Source organism: Segatella bryantii (genome assembly GCF_022024215.1).
In the GTDB taxonomy this organism is placed as follows: domain Bacteria; phylum Bacteroidota; class Bacteroidia; order Bacteroidales; family Bacteroidaceae; genus Prevotella; species Prevotella bryantii.
On the sequence record NZ_CP091798.1, the window covers coordinates 928,832 to 945,478 of the forward strand.

General features: G+C 36.6%; 15 protein-coding genes and 2 tRNA genes. 11 read left to right on the forward strand and 6 right to left on the reverse strand.

Annotated elements, in window-relative coordinates:
- Positions 1–11: 11 nt before the first annotated feature.
- Entirely contained in the window at positions 12–1,334 is a 1,323-nt protein-coding gene (locus L6471_RS07890; RefSeq protein ID WP_237797654.1) for a clostripain-related cysteine peptidase, read from the reverse strand.
- 63 nt (positions 1,335–1,397) lie between these two features.
- Positions 1,398–4,097 carry a valine--tRNA ligase gene (locus L6471_RS07895; RefSeq protein WP_237797655.1) on the reverse strand — a complete coding sequence of 900 codons (2,700 nt, stop codon included), beginning with the start codon at positions 4,095–4,097 and terminating at the stop codon, positions 1,398–1,400.
- A gap of 191 nt (positions 4,098–4,288) precedes the next feature.
- Between L6471_RS07895 and mazG the strand changes: the two genes are divergently transcribed.
- From mazG to L6471_RS07935, 8 genes are all read left to right on the forward strand, one after another.
- The gene (gene mazG / locus L6471_RS07900) at positions 4,289–5,173 is read left to right on the forward strand and encodes a nucleoside triphosphate pyrophosphohydrolase (protein ID WP_006282337.1); all 885 of its coding nucleotides are present in this window, start codon (positions 4,289–4,291) and stop codon (positions 5,171–5,173) included.
- Positions 5,174–5,177: 4 nt separating this feature from the next.
- Complete coding sequence (locus tag L6471_RS07905) at positions 5,178–5,771, forward strand: lipocalin-like domain-containing protein (protein WP_006282336.1); 594 nt, start codon at positions 5,178–5,180, stop codon at positions 5,769–5,771.
- 10 nt (positions 5,772–5,781) lie between these two features.
- Entirely contained in the window at positions 5,782–6,696 is a 915-nt protein-coding gene (locus L6471_RS07910; protein ID WP_237797656.1) for a ribonuclease Z, read from the forward strand.
- 80 nt (positions 6,697–6,776) lie between these two features.
- Positions 6,777–7,094, forward strand: coding sequence for a T9SS type A sorting domain-containing protein (locus L6471_RS07915; RefSeq protein WP_027453702.1), 318 nt, complete (start codon positions 6,777–6,779; stop codon positions 7,092–7,094).
- Between the two features lie 95 nt (positions 7,095–7,189).
- Positions 7,190–8,713 (forward strand): L,D-transpeptidase scaffold domain-containing protein, encoded by a 1,524-nt coding sequence (locus tag L6471_RS07920; protein WP_094449020.1) that lies wholly within the window; start codon positions 7,190–7,192, stop codon positions 8,711–8,713.
- 27 nt (positions 8,714–8,740) lie between these two features.
- Positions 8,741–9,286 (forward strand): RNA polymerase sigma factor, encoded by a 546-nt coding sequence (locus L6471_RS07925; protein ID WP_094449019.1) that lies wholly within the window; start codon positions 8,741–8,743, stop codon positions 9,284–9,286.
- 51 nt (positions 9,287–9,337) lie between these two features.
- Entirely contained in the window at positions 9,338–9,712 is a 375-nt protein-coding gene (locus L6471_RS07930; RefSeq protein WP_006282331.1) for a hypothetical protein, read from the forward strand.
- Between the two features lie 28 nt (positions 9,713–9,740).
- On the forward strand, positions 9,741–10,190 hold the full coding sequence (locus L6471_RS07935; RefSeq protein WP_006282330.1) for a hypothetical protein: 450 nt from the start codon (positions 9,741–9,743) through the stop codon (positions 10,188–10,190).
- Positions 10,191–10,444: 254 nt separating this feature from the next.
- Here the strand turns inward: L6471_RS07935 and L6471_RS07940 are convergent.
- Positions 10,445–10,519 (reverse strand) — tRNA-Arg (locus tag L6471_RS07940).
- Between the two features lie 30 nt (positions 10,520–10,549).
- A tRNA-Arg gene (locus L6471_RS07945) sits at positions 10,550–10,623 on the reverse strand.
- A gap of 522 nt (positions 10,624–11,145) precedes the next feature.
- Between L6471_RS07945 and L6471_RS07950 the strand changes: the two genes are divergently transcribed.
- A complete protein-coding gene (locus tag L6471_RS07950; RefSeq protein WP_237797657.1) occupies positions 11,146–11,778 on the forward strand; it encodes a M15 family metallopeptidase in 633 nt (210 codons plus the stop codon).
- 223 nt (positions 11,779–12,001) lie between these two features.
- Here the strand turns inward: L6471_RS07950 and L6471_RS07955 are convergent, their stop codons facing one another.
- Together L6471_RS07955 and L6471_RS07960 are read right to left on the reverse strand one after the other, a co-directional pair.
- Positions 12,002–12,742, reverse strand: coding sequence for a polysaccharide biosynthesis/export family protein (locus L6471_RS07955; RefSeq protein WP_237797658.1), 741 nt, complete (start codon positions 12,740–12,742; stop codon positions 12,002–12,004).
- Between the two features lie 84 nt (positions 12,743–12,826).
- Positions 12,827–13,198 carry a hypothetical protein gene (locus tag L6471_RS07960; RefSeq protein WP_027453707.1) on the reverse strand — a complete coding sequence of 124 codons (372 nt, stop codon included), beginning with the start codon at positions 13,196–13,198 and terminating at the stop codon, positions 12,827–12,829.
- A 186-nt stretch (positions 13,199–13,384) separates the two neighbouring features.
- Between L6471_RS07960 and L6471_RS07965 the strand changes: the two genes are divergently transcribed.
- Positions 13,385–15,196 (forward strand): hypothetical protein, encoded by a 1,812-nt coding sequence (locus L6471_RS07965; RefSeq protein ID WP_237797659.1) that lies wholly within the window; start codon positions 13,385–13,387, stop codon positions 15,194–15,196.
- Between the two features lie 43 nt (positions 15,197–15,239).
- The gene (locus L6471_RS07970) at positions 15,240–16,637 is read left to right on the forward strand and encodes a DUF5723 family protein (RefSeq protein ID WP_006282326.1); all 1,398 of its coding nucleotides are present in this window, start codon (positions 15,240–15,242) and stop codon (positions 16,635–16,637) included.
- The last annotated feature ends 10 nt before the right edge of the window (positions 16,638–16,647 follow it).

Consider the following 16,647-nt stretch of genomic DNA (forward strand, 5'->3'; position numbering starts at 1 on the left):
TCGATGATAATTTAATTGCTAGTTGCGGTGTGGGTAGCTTTCCACCAGGCTGTCTTTTCTTTGCCTTTGATAGCAACAGTATTAAGACTCAGATCACTGATAGTTAAACCACAGCAAGTATTAACGTTGAAAGTAGTTTCCCCGTAGATACTACTCAAATTGGAATAGAGTAATGTGGTGTTCTGGTGGGCATATACTACTTTACTTATCAGGTCATTGTAGTTTTCTAATTCGGAGTTCTTTAGTCCTAAATGGTTTATGTAGTCTGTCATGTCATAAAAGAGTGGTTCTACCTGAATATGAGAAAAACCATCTAAAACCTGAATGCTGTCACGAAGTGAATCTGCAAGAGTATATTTCGCATTCATTCTGTTCATGAATTCAGCTAAATTATCTAGTTGTCTGCAGTCGATAGCACTAAGTTCGCCATACGGATAGTTTTTTTTATTATTGTAATAGCTGTAAAAGGTGCTAACTATAGAGGAGTATGATGGAGATGCACTTGAGAGGTAATTGAATATCCTTCGATATGGCATACCTTCACCCATAACTTCACTAGTGCTTGCTATTAGATAGTTTGTAACATCTTTTATCTCATATGCAGTTTCTACATTAGCCATGTAGCAATCATCAAATAGAAGATATTGCAGTTTGTGAGATTCTGTTGCAGGATAGGTTATATTACCTTCCGCAGCTAGGAGAGCTTCTTTTAATGTATTTAAATCGACACCATAGCTGCTGATGTCTGATACACTTCCATAGAAGCGTGTGATGTTTTCAATGTTATCACCTTGATTCCAATTAGCTAATGGATTTGTTTGCTGTTTCTTATTAGATTCTTGAGTATTTGATTTTGCGTAATAGGGATAATTAAGCCAGTCTTCTTTATAGGTCCAACCCATGGCATGGCTACCTATAATCATTGCATAGTTGAGAGCTGGAGCTGATGTAAATGCAGTAGTAATAATATCAGCTATACCTTCGGCAGTAGTGTATTCTGTGCCGGAGTATTCTTTGATGTCTTTTTCTTGTATTTGATTGCCATTAACGGTAAGTTCATATAGTCTGGCAGAATTAGCAGAGTTGTTGAAATAAACAATAACTCGTCTGTTATCAAGTCCTTGTGCCAAAATGGCGGCTTTGATACTATCAAGATTTTGTGTCAAATAAGTATACAGACCATCAGCTTTTGTAGTTGTTCCTGTCCAAGGCATATATACTAAAAGAGTCTGGGTCGTAATTATATCCTCATCATAAACAGGATCGTCTTTGCATGAGGTTAGGTTTACCAAAACCGTTAAGCCTAAAATAATATAAGTGATAAATTTCTTCATAGTAAAAATAAAAAGGGTACATTCCCTGTGTTATCAAAGAATGTACCCAAATATAAATTATAATTACTTACCCTGTAGTTTTGCGATGGTTTCCTTTAATGCAGCCATTTTCTCTTCTGAGTCACTGAGCTTTTTGCGTTCGCGTGCCACTACAGCTTCAGGGGCATGATCAACGAAATTCTTGTTAGCGAGTTTCTTTTCTACGCTGGCATGGAAACCTTGTAGGTGTTCGAGTTCCTTCTGAGCCTTCTCTAGTTCTGCAGCTACATCAATCAGATCACCTACAGGTACAGCAAATTCGTCAGTACTAACCATGAAGGCAGAAGCATCGTCGCCCTTGGCATTAACTACATTAATGGCTTTCAAATTAGCCATTTTCATAATTACACTGTTGTAAGCCTCGTATGCGTTCTGGCCAATAGCTTGAAGTTCGAGAGCTTCTTTTGGTGCTATGTTCTTCTGGTTACGAACAGTACGAACTCCACCTACAACTTGTTTCATATTCTCGATCGCATCTACCAGTTTATGGTCTGATTCTGAAGGATTATCTATTGTTAGTGTAGCACTCATGATGCTTTCGCCGTTTTTACGGTCGGCAATGTGCTGCCAAAGTTCTTCTGTGATGAATGGCATAAATGGATGAAGCATCTTCATCAATGTTTCGAAGAATTGTAAAGTGCTATTATAGGTAATCTGATCAATAGGTTGAGCCTTTCCATCTACGTAAGCAGGCTTGATCATCTCCAAATACCATGCAGAGAATTCGTCCCAGAATAGACGATATACAGTCATCAGTGCCTCGCTGATACGATACTGTTTAAACTGTTCTTGCATTTCAGCATTTATAACTTTCAGCTTAGCGTCGAACCAGTTGATGGCAATCTTATTCTCTTCAGGTTGTTCAATATCAGCTGTTTGCCAACCTTCAATTAAGCGGAAAGCATTCCAAATTTTGTTATTGAAATTACGACCTTGTTCGCAAAGGCTTTCATCAAAGAGAATATCGTTACCAGCTGGAGCTGCCAACATCATACCCATACGTACACCATCAGCACCATATTTTTCAATCAGCATGATAGGATCAGGTGAGTTTCCTAAACTCTTGCTCATCTTACGACCGAGTTTATCGCGAACAATACCTGTAAAGTAAACATGCTTGAAAGGCATCTTGCCACGATATTCGTAACCAGCCATAATCATACGAGCTACCCAGAAGAAAATAATATCAGGACCTGTTACCAAGTCTGCAGTTGGGTAGTAGTAATTAATCTCTTCATTATCAGGGTTGTTTATGCCATCGAATAAAGAAATTGGCCACAACCATGAAGAGAACCATGTATCAAGAGCATCCTCATCCTGTGTCAGGTCTTCAGCTTTCAAATTGGCATTCTTTTGCTGTGCAAGTTTTAAAGCCTCTTCTGCAGTCTCTGCTACTACTACGTCTTTTTTACCATCTGCGGTAGTGAAATAGTAAGCTGGAATACGATGTCCCCACCAAAGCTGACGGCTGATACACCAGTCTTTGATGTTTTCTAGCCAATGACGATATGTATTCTTGTATTTTTTAGGATAGAATTCGATGTCATCATTCATAACCGGGCCAAGTGCAATTTCTGCGAAGTGTTCCATTTTAAGGAACCATTGAGTAGATAGCTTTGGCTCGATAGGTACATTGGTACGCTCAGAGAATCCTACTTTGTTATCGTAGTCTTCAATCTTCTCCATTAGTCCTGCATTCTGAAGGTCGATAGCAATTTGCTTACGGACATCCATACGGTCCATACCAACATAAAGACCTGCAGCTTCAGAGATGGTACCGTTATCGTTAAAAATATCGATAGTTTCAAGACCATGTTTTAAGCCTAGGGCATGGTCATTAATATCGTGTGCAGGAGTTACTTTGAGACAGCCTGTACCAAACTCTATGTCTACATAGCTATCCTCGATAACTGGAATTTCGCGATTTACAGCAGGAACAACAACATGAAGACCTTTTAACCAAGTATTCTTAATATCATCAGGGTTGATACACATGGCGGAGTCACCCATGATAGTCTCAGGACGCGTAGTTGCTACTACTGCATAATACCCTTTTTCGTCCTTGTGCATGATGTTGCCTTCATCTTTTCGCTCTACCTTGTCTTGTTCTACAACGTAGTACTTTAGGTGATAGAGCTTAGAGTGCTCATCCTTATAAATAACCTCTTCGTCAGAAAGTGCAGTTTGTGCCTGTGGATCCCAGTTAACCATACGTACACCACGATAAATAAGGCCTTTATTGTAAAGGTCAACAAAAACCTTGATGACACTCTTTGAGCGAGTCTCATCCATAGTAAATCCTGTACGGTCCCAATCGCAAGAGCAGCCTAATCTTCTTAACTGTTTTAAGATAATGCCTCCATGTTCATTGGTCCAGTCCCATGCATGCTCAAGGAATTGTTCACGAGTAAGGTCTGTCTTCTTGATACCTTCTTGAGCCAATTTGTTTACTACTTTTGCTTCAGTTGCGATAGAAGCATGGTCTGTACCTGGTACCCAGCATGCATTTTTACCTTCCATGCGTGCACGGCGCACAAGAATGTCCTGTATTGTATTGTTCAGCATGTGACCCATGTGGAGGACACCAGTAACATTAGGAGGTGGGATGACGACAGTGTAAGGTTCACGTCCATCAGGTTTACTACTAAAGAGCTTGTTGTCAAGCCAGTACTGATACCATTTTGACTCCACGTTTTGTGGGTCGTACTTACTTGCTAATTCCATTCTAACTTTTATCTTTTTACGTATTTTAATCTTAGTCGTATGCTGTCTGAATATAGTTGATAGCATAATCGGGTACAAAATTACGAAAATTCTTTTTAATAATGTAATAAATAATAGAATTTGTTATTTCCAAACTTTTTATTACCTTTGCATCTGATGGGTAAATTATACCGCCTTTAATTCATTAGATTATGCATACAAGAGAAGAAAAAATTGAGGCTTTTGGTCGTCTTCTGGATGTTCAGGAACGTCTCCGCAAAGAGTGTCCCTGGGATAGGAAACAAACGTATGAAAGCCTTCGTCCCAATACTATCGAAGAAGTGTTTGAGCTGTGTGATGCCTTGATGAAGGATGATCGCAAAAATATATCCAAAGAACTAGGTGATGTCATGGAACATGTGATGTTATATAGTATTATGGGTGATGAAACAAATGATTTTGATGTGGCTGATGTGTGTAATCAACAAGCAGATAAGCTAATGTTCCGTCATGATTTTATCGATTGGAGGGGATGGAAGCTTACTCGTTCTGATATGGTGGTAAATGATTCTGGCCAGGTGGTTTATCGCGATGAGTTAAATCGTGTTCTTGTTGATAGTGATGCTCCTCAAACAGCTTCGCAGGTGGAATCAACTTGGGAGCAGCGTAAACAAAAAGAGCGCGATGGAAATAAAACCGTTTTAGGAGGTGTTCCTGATTCTCTACCGTCTCTTATTAAGGCTTATCGCATTCAGGATAAAGCTCGTAATGTAGGTTTTGACTGGAAGGATAAAGGCGATGTTTGGAAAAAAGTTCGTGAAGAATTGGATGAATTAGAGGCAGAAATTCGAAAAGAAGATCAAGAAAATTCAACGAAGGAATTGGGCGATTTTCTCTTTAGTGTGATTAATGCAGCTAGATTATATAAGCTAAATCCTGATAATGCTTTGGAAAGTACAAATCAAAAATTTATTTCTCGTTTCGGATATGTAGAACAAGCGTTGAAGTCTTTAGGTAAGTCATTTAAAGATACGGACTTAGAGGAAATGGATAAACTTTGGAATGAAGCAAAACAAATAGAAAGAAATAAACAATAATATTATGAAAAAATTGATACCGGTAGTTGTAATGGCTGTGTCTGCTATGATGATGGTTGGTTGCAATGATACTAAGAAAAAAATGCCAGTTGTAACGGTTTCTGACAGCATACGGACGAGTGAGGATGATAATGATACCACTGTCTATGGTGTATGTGGTGAAGGATCTTCTATGCATATGATTCAGTTGATTACGGATAGTGGTGATACCATCGAGTATATGTTTGGCATAGAGGATGATAATCCTGTACAGGGAGGACTACTTGAGGGCGATCGTATGGCCGTGTGTGGCTATAAAACTGAAGATGGTAGTCTGGTTGCCAATAAAATTATAAACTTGACGACTTTATTAGGTAAATGGGTGAGTTTGGATAAGAATTTTGAAATAGAAGAGGGGGGGACTGTTCGTAATTTTACAAATGCCGAAAAGAATCCTTGGAATGTTTGGAAAATCTATAACGGTAACCTTTTACTTAATCGGGATACTTTTGAAATTACAAGTTTGGGTGCTGATAGCCTATATTTAGAAAATAATAATGGCATCTTTACTTATAAACGTCAGAAAAATGAGGGTGGGGTAAAATTATCTCAAAAATAATATTCGGGTCATGGAACCATTTAAAATTCATATTTTAGGATGTGGAAGCGCTCTCCCTACATTGCATCATAATGCATCTTCTCAAATAGTCGAGATTCGTGAAAAGCTCTTCATGATAGATTGTGGTGAGGGTACGCAGATGCAGTTGCGTAAAAGTAAAATACGATTTACAAAAATCAGTGCGGTTTTTATATCGCATTTACATGGTGATCATTGTTTTGGTCTTATAGGTATGATTTCAACTTTTGGAATGTTGGGGCGTACAGCAACTTTGCATGTGTATGCGCCAGCTGACTTTGGACCGATTCTTCAGCAGCAAATTGATTTTTTCTGTACAGGACTCGAATTTAAAGTTGAATTTCATCCTGTTGACACATCTAAATCGCAAGTTATTTATGAAGATCGCAGTTTGACGATTGAAACGATACCCTTGGAGCATCGTATAGCATGTTGTGGCTTTATCTTTCGTGAAAAGCCGCTTAAGCCACACATTCGGAGAGATATGTTAGATTTTTTACAAATTCCTGTAAGCCAAATAAATAATATCAAGGCTGGAGCCGATTGGACAACAGAGAGTGGGCAAGTTATACCTAATAGTAGGTTGGTTATTCCTGCTGATCCTGCTAGAAGTTATGCATATTGTAGTGATACCCGTTATATACCGACTTTGCACCAATTATTATGTGGAATAGATACCATATATCATGAGAGTACTTATACTAGCGATTATGAAGATCGTGCACGACTGTATTATCATAGCACTTCTAAACAAGCGGCTTCTGTAGCCCGTGATGCAGGAGCTAAGCAGTTGCTTTTAGGACATTATAGTGCCCGCTATATTGATGAAAGCAAAATACTTGCAGAGGCTAAGGCTATATTCCCAAACAGTAAGTTAACTGATGAAGGAAAAATATTTGATGTTTAGATTGTTAATTTTTATATTTTTTATCAATCTATTAAAAAAAATATTATCTTTGCAATATCTATATTAATTTGATTTATTGTATGAAAAATAGTATACTTACTATAATCGTTTTAATCGGTATGTTGGTTGCACCTTTTGTTGCCGAAAGTGCTCAGGCTGCTGTAGCTATCGAGATTAGCGATATCGATGCAAATGACGTGACTATTAGCGTTCGTGGAGAAATTCTTCATGTTTTTAATGCAAGTGGTCAGGTTGTTCATATTTATAATTTGGCTGGCGTCTGTGTTGGTACTTATCGTGTGGAAAGTAATGAAAAGCAATTCAATCTGAGCAATCTTACACGAGGATGCTATATTATTAAAGTTGGAAAAACGGTTAGAAAAGTATCTATCAGTTAATTCGTGTGTCAAATTAAGGTAAGTTACAGTAGTATCATCAGTTGATAGATATCGTTAAATGGGAATTTAATCTTTCGTATATTTAAGGTATTTGAGTGTTGTTGAAGAAGAATATCGGTTTTTTGGGGGCCATTTTTGTCTGTTTATTATGCTTTACAGCATGTGAAAAACGTGCAGATAATCCGAATAGACATTTATCATTAGAGTATTATCAGACTCTAAGTGATGATATTTATGCCTTGAATTCCCATCGTATTCGTGCATGTATTGATAGTCTAATCCGTTTGGATCAAGATTCAATGACTCCAGACTATCGTACTCGTGGTTATTATAATGAGCGTAATCCATTCTTGTGGATTACTCGACATGGTGTAGATGAAAGGGTGGATACTCTTTTAGCTTATTTGCGGACAGTATCTGATATGGGATTCTCACAAAAAAAATTCCGTGTTAAGCAGATAGAAGATGATTTAATTCGTATTCGTCAGTTGAAAGTGGATAGTAAGGATGATAATCGAATTAATGATGTAATGGCTCGTTTGGAGTATAATCTTACCAAAGCTTATCTGCGATATACCTCAGGGCAACGGTTTGGATTTGTAAATCCAAGTTATGTGTTTAATCAACTAGACAAAATTGACGGGACTGATAGATTTAGAACTCTTTATGGCGATAAAAGCGAAGCTAGTAATCGAGAGTTCTATGATTCGATACTTCATAAAGTTACTGTTGATAGTGTAAAGGAAGTGTTAAGGGAAATACAACCGACTAATCCTTTTTATAAAGATTTGATGAGTCGGTTACAAAAGCCAAATATAACAGCAGAACAACGTAGACTACTTCTGGTAAATATGGAAAGAAGCCGATGGCGTTTGTCAGATTATCCATATCTTCATACCAAATATGTTATTGTTAATATTCCAGCACTATCCTTGTTCGCTGTAGACGGGGACAAAGTACAGCAAATGAAAGTAGTTGTAGGTGCTCTGAAAACGAAAACGCCTCTTTTGCATAGTAATTTTACTCGTATGGATATAAATCCTCAATGGTTAATACCGATGAGTATATTGAAGTCGAGTGTTGCTCGCTTTGCTGGCAATACTTCTTATTTCAATCGACATCACTATTTTATACGTAATCGTAGTACAGGTAAAGTTGTTCCTACAAATCAGGTAACCAGTGCCATGATTCTTAGTGGTAACTATGTGGTTGTGCAAGAGGGTGGACCTTATAATAGTCTCGGACGAATTATCTTTCGTTTTAATAATGATTATTCCATATATTTGCATGATACCAATTCTAGAGGTGTATTCCAAAAAGAAGATCGTTGTTTGAGCCATGGTTGTGTTCGTGTAGAAAATCCCTTTGATTTAGCAGTTTTTATGTTAGATAATAATAAGTCTGTTATCGGGCGAATCAAATATTCAATGACAGTTGACTCTGTGACAGGACCTGATAAAAATAAACTCATCCACAGCATGAAGGTGATGCAGGATATTCCGGTGTTTATCGTCTATTACACACTGTATCCAAATAGACAAGGTGAGTTGGAGCAGTATCAGGATGTATATGGTTATGATCAGATCATTTATAAGCATCTTAAAAACTATATGTTTTAATGTGGATAATTAATTAAAAGATTTCTTGTGAATATAGATGAGTCTTCCATATTAAAGAATTTACGAGATCCCTCTACTGTTCGTGTAGGGTTTTCCATGCTGGTAAAGCAGTTTAGCCAATCGCTTTACTGGAAGATTCGTCAGATTGTACTCAGTCATGACGATGCTGACGATGTGCTTCAAAATACTTTCATTAAAGTATGGAATAATTTAGATCAGTTTGAGGGGAAATCCTCATTATCCACTTGGCTTTATCGTATTGCCATCAATGAATCTCTTGACTTCTTGCGTAAAAAGAAGCAAGAATTGGATATTGATATTGATGCGGATGTATCCGTAGCGAACCGTTTATTGGCAGATGATTTTTTCGATGGTGATGAGATGCAGGCTTTGTTGCAGGAGGCTATTAGTAGATTGCCTGAAAAGCAGCGAGTAGTATTTAATATGAAATATTACGATGGTATGAAATATAGTGATATGAGCAAGATTTTAGGGACAACAGAAGGTGCCTTGAAAGCTTCTTATCATATAGCAGTGCAAAAAATTACAGAATTTTTAAAGGCTCACCATTAAACCTTTATTTTTTTACTACGTCTAACAAATATATAAATAACAACATTAGCAATGACGAAAGAAGAAAAGTTACTTTCTGATAAATATGGTAAGGATCCTGGATTCATGGTTCCTAAAGGATATTTTGAAGATTTTGCTGATCGAATGATGGCTCAGATACCAGAAAATTCTACAGCAAAGGTGGTGAATATTCGTTCTTCGCATTGGCATCGCTTACGTCCGTATGCAGTTGCAGCAGCTAGCGTATGTGTGGCTATCTTTAGCATAACTACTTATGTTCAAAATCATCATGATAGTGAACTTGGTTCAGCTTCTGCTTCTATATATAAACAGCAGAGCAATTCTGATGCGTGGGATGAGGCTGTAGACTACACTATGTTTGATAATGCAGATCTATATGCCTCTATGGAAGATTTCGGCAAATAGAATAAAAGTAATTAACGCATAAATGAGTATGAAATTTAAAATAATAATGCTTCTCGTTGCTCTTATGATGTCAGTTCAGGTTTGGTCTGATAATCCTGAAAGAGTAAAAGCAAAGTTTGATCCGAAACGATTTGAAGCAGAGATGGAACAGTTTATTACGAGCCAAGCGGCGTTAAGTCCGTCTGAAGCTGCGTCTTTTTTCCCTGTATATAGGGAAATGCAAAAGAAAGCACGTGTGCTCTTTGAAGAAATGCGACGCTGTCACATGACAGATTTGTCCAACCAGCGAGCTTGTAAACAGGCTATTATAAAGATGGATGAGTTAGATTTGGAACTTAAGGAAGTTCAAAGGACATATCATCTAAAATTCATGAAAGTTCTTTCGCCAGCGAAGGTGCTTAAGATTATCAAAGCGGAAGAAAAATTTCATCGTAATGCTTTTAAAAGAATGGTTCAGCGTAGACAAAATAATGATTAGTTTATTTAGTTTTAAGGAATTAATAATATAGATTTTACTTTTTGTGTAAAATTTCATAAGCGCGAAGAAGGGGAGATGCAGTGATGTATTTCTCCTTTTGTGTATATTAGCCAGTTTGTAGTTTTAAGTTATTTAATTAGAGTGGTATGAAAGTGTGCGTTTTTTGTTAGGAAGTGCGATAGGATATAAAACTAAAAAAGGAGAGTAATTATTTTACTCTCCTTTTTAATCCAACTTGATGTTTGAACATCAAGTGATTCCGTTGGGGTTCGAACCCAAGACCCACAGCTTAGAAGGCTGTTGCTCTAATCCAACTGAGCTACGGAACCATGGATACCGTTTGTTATACAAACTTAAAGTGACTTCGCTGGGATTCAAACCCGGAACCTTCTGATCCGTAGTCAGATGCTCTATTCAGTTGAGCTACGAAGCCTTTTTCTATTTGCGTTTGCAAAGGTACTATATTTTTTTGAATTAACCAAATTTTTTTCTAACTTTTCTTATATACTTTGTCAAGTAAATATTTGTAGTACTAATTAATTTTCTGTTATAAAGGACTTTAGATGCCTGTTCTTACCGATGCCTTTGTTAGGAAAAAGCGATATTGATGGCCATAAGATGATAATTTCAGCCAAGGAGTGATCCTGTCATGGAAAAAATGTCAAAACGCTTTATGCTGAAAAATATATCTCAAAAGGGGCAGGGCTTTTAGATTTAATTTGTATTTTTGTCATGTCTGTTGTGGAAACGCTTGTTTTTATTTAGCAACACTAAAATAGGTGTATTTTACGACACGGCAGAATCATGAGCAAAAAAATGTTGTTCGGTGCTTATAATGAAAATCAAATCAAAGTGTTGCAGAGTTAAGGTTTATTATTTTACTATCATGCGAAAGTTGATTTTATTTGTTTTATTTTTCTTTTGTGTATATGCTCATCAAGTTTTTAGTAAAAAAGTGTTTAGGCCTGGTGAAGTAGTTCCGGGGTCGTATATTAAATCATACGGTTATCGTTCTTTTTTTACTTCACATCAGATTCCTGATACAATCTTTAAGAAGATGTTTGGAAAATCTTATAAAGAAAATTGTACTGTGCCCCGTAGTTCTTTGCGTTATATTCTTTGTCTTCATAAGGATATTGCTGGCAAAACCATTGTGGGAGAGATGGTGGTCAATGCTTCTATTGCTCAAGATATTCTAAGTATTTTTCGTCAACTTTATGAAGCTTCATATCCTATAGAACGCATGAGACTGATCGATTATTGGAATGCTGATGATGAAATGTCTATGCGGGCTAACAATTCTAGCAGTTTTAATTTTCGTTTTATTTCTCATACTAATGTTGTGTCTAAACATGGTTTGGGATTGGCTATAGATATTAATACGCTATACAATCCTTATCATAAATATCTTAAAGACGGTAAGGAAATTGTTGAGCCGATTACAGCTAAACCTTATCTTAATCGGAATGCTAATTTTCCATATAAAATAGTAAAAGGTGATTTATGTTATAGATTGTTCAAAAAATATGGCTTTAAATGGGGTGGTGAATGGAAGTCTAGTAAAGACTATCAACATTTCGAAAAATAAGTCTGTTGTAGATTTTTTTTGACGGAGGCGGTAAGAAATGTAATCATTTTGTAAATATACTCGTAAAAGGTGATGGAAAAAGATATTTTTTTTCAAAAAGATTTGCTGCTTAGATTTGAAATGACTATATTTGTAGCGTTAATTATACAATTGAGGTTAATTTATTCGCTTGAAGGGTTGTTGTCTGAGAAGACCGCAATCCTTTTTATTTTTAAATGATTTTTTATTTATTATAGAGACTGACAATGAGATTTGCTATACTAAATGGCATTCTTGTCATTGATGTATAATAGTTGACATCCTCTTGTATTTTTCCTTCTTTTGCTTTCAGATCATTGGGCATCACATAAATACAATCACGTTGTTGAAGGTAATAAAAGGGGTCGTTAAATACATTGGCATCCCTCAGGTCAAAGCGGTGTACCACTTTAGCTCCATCGAAGCCTTCCCTTATTAATAGAATATTATCACGGCGACCATATTCTGTAAGATCACCAGCTTGTGCCAAAGCTTCAACTAAGCCGATATGATCTCCTGTTATTTGAATGTCTTTAGGACTTCTTACTTCTCCTACTACTGTCACGAAGAAGTCTTGTATTTTTACGGTTACGACCGGTCTTCCACGTTTAGTAAAATATTTGTTTACTCGTGAGGAAATCAGATCTCTTACCTCATCAGTTGTTTTTCCTACTACTTTTAGCCGTCCAATTACAGGAAAATTGATGGTTCCATCGTTTTCTACTAGATATTTTTGTAAGCTTTCTGAAGGAGATTGTTGTCCGGTGGTGCTATTAGTAGAAAAATTCAAATTGAATGGTTGAGAAGTTTCTGGGTCGATAGACTGTACGGTAATCGAGAGAAAATCTTTTGGCTTTATTCGAATACTATAGTCGTGACTTGACAGACGCATTACTACCTGATTAGCATTTTGAAAATATGGAACATCCTTAGAATATTTATACATGTCCATAATCGTGCAACTGCTGAATAAAGGCAGAGTTATTAAAATGGTCAAGATTTGACGGAACAATCTCATATGGCTTGTCAACTAGTCATTATACGACTTGAAATCAGCGTGTGCAATTTCAACGAGGTGGATGCTATGTCCGGCGCTATTCAAGATAGGCCGTGGTAAAAACCAACTCAGAATAAGTGTATTGTTTCCATCAGGATCAACCCATTTTTTAGGTTTATATGGATACTTTGTATACAGCCTTATCATCTGTATCTCATCCTGTGAGACATCCACATCCGGAAAATGGTAAACATGATGATTGGGATTTTCCATTTGTCCCTTTCTGTCAAGATAACTGGTATCATAAACTAGAAAGCGCCCAAGATTGCAGTCAGCGTTGACACGAAAGCTAATGTATTCGTGGTCCTCACCTGGCTGTTTTAGTTCATAAATTGCTATATCCATTGAATTGAAATTTCATTTATTGATGCAAAGATACTAAAAAAAAAGATAATGTCCAAATACAATTGTTTCTTCATGGTCGCGCTGTAATAATTAATAAAATGCTTGCTATTTTTAAGTATTATTTTATAAATTTGCACAAGATTTATACATCGCTTTATTTTTTTTAGAAATCATATAATTTTAGACATGAAGAAATCATTACATTATTTCTGGCTCAGCTTAGCCCTTGCTATAGGAATATTTTGTTCCTCATGCATGGATAGAGACTATTCTTTGTCGGATATCGATGCAATTTTTGGAATTGGTTCAGACTCTTTGGCATTGCCTGTAAACAACTCTACTGCAGAGATACCATTAGATTCATTTGTCCACATCAATACGTCCAATTTTATTGATATTTTAGATAATGGAGATTATGTTTTCCATCTTTCTGATGCTTCAGAAAAGACGGCCTCTGCCACAGTAAAGGAAGTAACTCAGGAAGCTCGTGAATTTCCACAACGTTATGTATCTTTACCACTAATGGGGCTTGCAAAGAATAATACTCGTAAGCGTACTTCAGTAATAGGTGATGGCGATGGAACTTTTGTAATAACTGAAGCTGATAGTCTTGCATTGGCCACTTTTGATTATTCCATCAGTAATGTGCCTGATGAAATATATGATTTAACTTCAGCAACTTTTGATGATACATATTTGGATGTAACATTCTCCTTCAATTCTGCTTTTCAAGGTTGTTTTAAGCAGGTTTACAATATGGCTTTCCGTTTGCCATCATTCTTTGTTCTTGATAAAGCAGTTTATAACGGGCAAGAAATTAATCCTACAGCAAATCAAGTGTCATTGCTTAATCTTTCTACCAGTTCTAGTCATACTATCCGTTTTTATGTGAAGGGTCTCGATTTTACTGCAAACGATAAACTTGGATCTTTAGTATTCAAAAAAGGGGAAAGCATAAAAGCATCAGGTCGTGTTGGTTTGGCTATGACTTTGCTTAAGCAAGATTTGATAAAGACAGAAGGATTGGTTAATGGTGCCATCATGGGATCTGCTAAGGTGAGTAAGACAACTATTAGCTATGCTACAGGTAAATTTTCTCCATCGTTTAATTTTGCCAATTGGGGTAGCGTGAAGCTAAATAATATTCCATCAGTGTTGTCTGATGATTCTGTTAAGGTAGATCTTTATGATCCTCATGTTAATCTTACCATATCATCTACTCCTATATTGCCGATAGATGTTAAGGTTTCAGGAAATCTTATAGCTTATGATGCAGCTAATCAAGTGATAAAGTCTTTGGCTATAGATCCGTTTATTATTCCTAGAAATGCAGGAGTAGTTAGTCTCAGACGTAGATATGCTGCTAGCAGTGGTGATACTTCTGTAGTGGTAGTTCCAGAGCTCTCTACTTTAGTAAATAAGATTCCTTCTGTTATTAAATTTGCGGATATTAAAGCTATTGGCGATACTTCGACTTCTACTTCAGTTCAGTTGGGTACTAGCTATACATTAACTAGTAAATATGCAGTAGACTGTCCTTTGGCTTTTGCAGATAGTGCACGTATCGTATATCGTAAGGATATGACAGGGTGGAACAGCAGTTTGAAAGATCTTCAGTTTAAAGATGAAGATACTGAAATTGTGGTAACATCTGATGTGGAAAACAAGATTCCTATGTATCTTCAGCTTTCTGCTTATGGTGTTAATAATAGAGGTCAAGCGATAAGTGATAGTCGTCTTAAGATTGTTGTAGAGAATGTTATAGCTCCGTCTTTGGATGGTAAAACACCAGTGCATACTTCTGTGCGTGTTGTTGTTAAACCATTAGATCCAACTGTCCTCAAGGATTTAGATGGTATAAAGATTCGTTTTGATGGAACTACAAGTTATGATGGTGAGTCCATTCAGAATATTGGCTTGAATGCCTATTATCAGACATTGAAAATGAACAATATAGCTGTAACAATTTATGGAAAGCTTATCTATGATGCGAATTAATCCATAAATATTGTTAAGTTTGAATTTAATTTTTTTAGAATAGATGAAAAATCGAATGAAACAACTGGGGTTGGTATCAATTTTCAGTTTCGCAATATTGCCAGCACAGGCTCAAGGTTCTATGTCTGGCTTTTTTACAGATGGGTTCTTGTACCGTCATCAGATGAATCCAGCTCTTGGCAACGATAGTACTACTTATATTTCTATTCCTGTTATTGGTAATGTCAATGCAAGAATGTATGGTAATTTTGGACTTCAGGATGTTCTCTTTGATAATCCTCGTTATCCAGATGCTAGTAATAAGAAAAAAACGACTTTCTTGAGTCCGTATATCGAAAATGGATTAGATGGCTTCAGTAAGGGTAATAATCGTGTTGGTGCTGATGTAAAAGTAGGTTTACTTTCTGCAGGTTGGAAAGGAATGGGTGGCTATAACACTTTTGATGTTAATCTACGAGCTACTGCCGATGTAAAGATACCTTATGAATTTCTCGCATTTGCTAAAGATACAGGCAATAAAGATTATGATATGGGTGATCTTGATGCAGAGGCTACTAGTTATGTAGAAATAGCTTTGGGGCACAGTCACCAAGTTAGCGATCGGTGGAAGGTCGGTGGAAAACTAAAATTCCTTTTGGGGCTTGGCAATGCACGTCTTCAAATGCATAATATGAAAGCTACTCTTTCTGATAATCAGAAGTGGGAGATTTCTGGTGATGCAGTAGCAGATGTTTCTATTAAGGGCTTTGAGTATAAAAGTAAGTATAAGCAATACAATAGTAGGGATGAGCAGTATAGTTATGTAAATGACGTTAAAGTAAGTGGATACGGTATCAGTGGTTTTGGTATGGCTGCTGATTTTGGTGCTGAATATAAGGCTGGAGATAGATGGAATCTAAGTGCTGCTTTACTTGATTTTGGTTTTATTAGTTGGAGTAATGATATTCAGGCTAAGAATATTTCTAATCATGTTACCTTTGATGGTTTTCATGATTTGACTGTTGGTGGTGATAGTGATAATCCGATGGATAAGCCTGCTGATGAATATGCTGATCAGTTTATGGATTTTGCTCATCTTACCTCTTTAGGGGATCAGGGAAAGCGTACCACTATGCTTGGTGCAACCCTTAATCTTGCTGCTAGTTATAAAGCATGCGATTGGTTTAAGGCTGGATTGTTAAGTTCTACCCGTTTGCATGGATCATTCAGCTGGACAGAGGCTCGATTAAGTGGTAACTTTATGCCATTGTCTTGGGTAGATGGTAATGTAAATGTTGCTGTAGGAACATTTGGTCCTAGTATAGGCTGGTTGTTGAATTTTCATCCTATGGGTTTCAATTTCTTTATTGGTATGGATCATGTGTTGGGTAAGCTGTCTAAGGAAGGAATTCCTTTGAATAGTAATGTTCAATTAAGTACTGGTTTTAATATACAGTTCTAAATTATAATTT

Coding starts and splice junctions, on each gene's coding strand:
- L6471_RS07890 (WP_237797654.1), bottom strand. CDS start 1,334: ATGAAGAAATTTATCACTTATATTATTTTAGGCTTAACGGTTTTGGTA.
- L6471_RS07895 (WP_237797655.1), bottom strand. CDS start 4,097: ATGGAATTAGCAAGTAAGTACGACCCACAAAACGTGGAGTCAAAATGG.
- mazG (WP_006282337.1), top strand. CDS start 4,289: ATGCATACAAGAGAAGAAAAAATTGAGGCTTTTGGTCGTCTTCTGGAT.
- L6471_RS07905 (WP_006282336.1), top strand. CDS start 5,178: ATGAAAAAATTGATACCGGTAGTTGTAATGGCTGTGTCTGCTATGATG.
- L6471_RS07910 (WP_237797656.1), top strand. CDS start 5,782: ATGGAACCATTTAAAATTCATATTTTAGGATGTGGAAGCGCTCTCCCT.
- L6471_RS07915 (WP_027453702.1), top strand. CDS start 6,777: ATGAAAAATAGTATACTTACTATAATCGTTTTAATCGGTATGTTGGTT.
- L6471_RS07930 (WP_006282331.1), top strand. CDS start 9,338: ATGACGAAAGAAGAAAAGTTACTTTCTGATAAATATGGTAAGGATCCT.
- L6471_RS07935 (WP_006282330.1), top strand. CDS start 9,741: ATGAAATTTAAAATAATAATGCTTCTCGTTGCTCTTATGATGTCAGTT.
- L6471_RS07955 (WP_237797658.1), bottom strand. CDS start 12,742: ATGTATAAATATTCTAAGGATGTTCCATATTTTCAAAATGCTAATCAG.
- L6471_RS07960 (WP_027453707.1), bottom strand. CDS start 13,198: ATGGATATAGCAATTTATGAACTAAAACAGCCAGGTGAGGACCACGAA.
- L6471_RS07965 (WP_237797659.1), top strand. CDS start 13,385: ATGAAGAAATCATTACATTATTTCTGGCTCAGCTTAGCCCTTGCTATA.
- L6471_RS07970 (WP_006282326.1), top strand. CDS start 15,240: ATGAAAAATCGAATGAAACAACTGGGGTTGGTATCAATTTTCAGTTTC.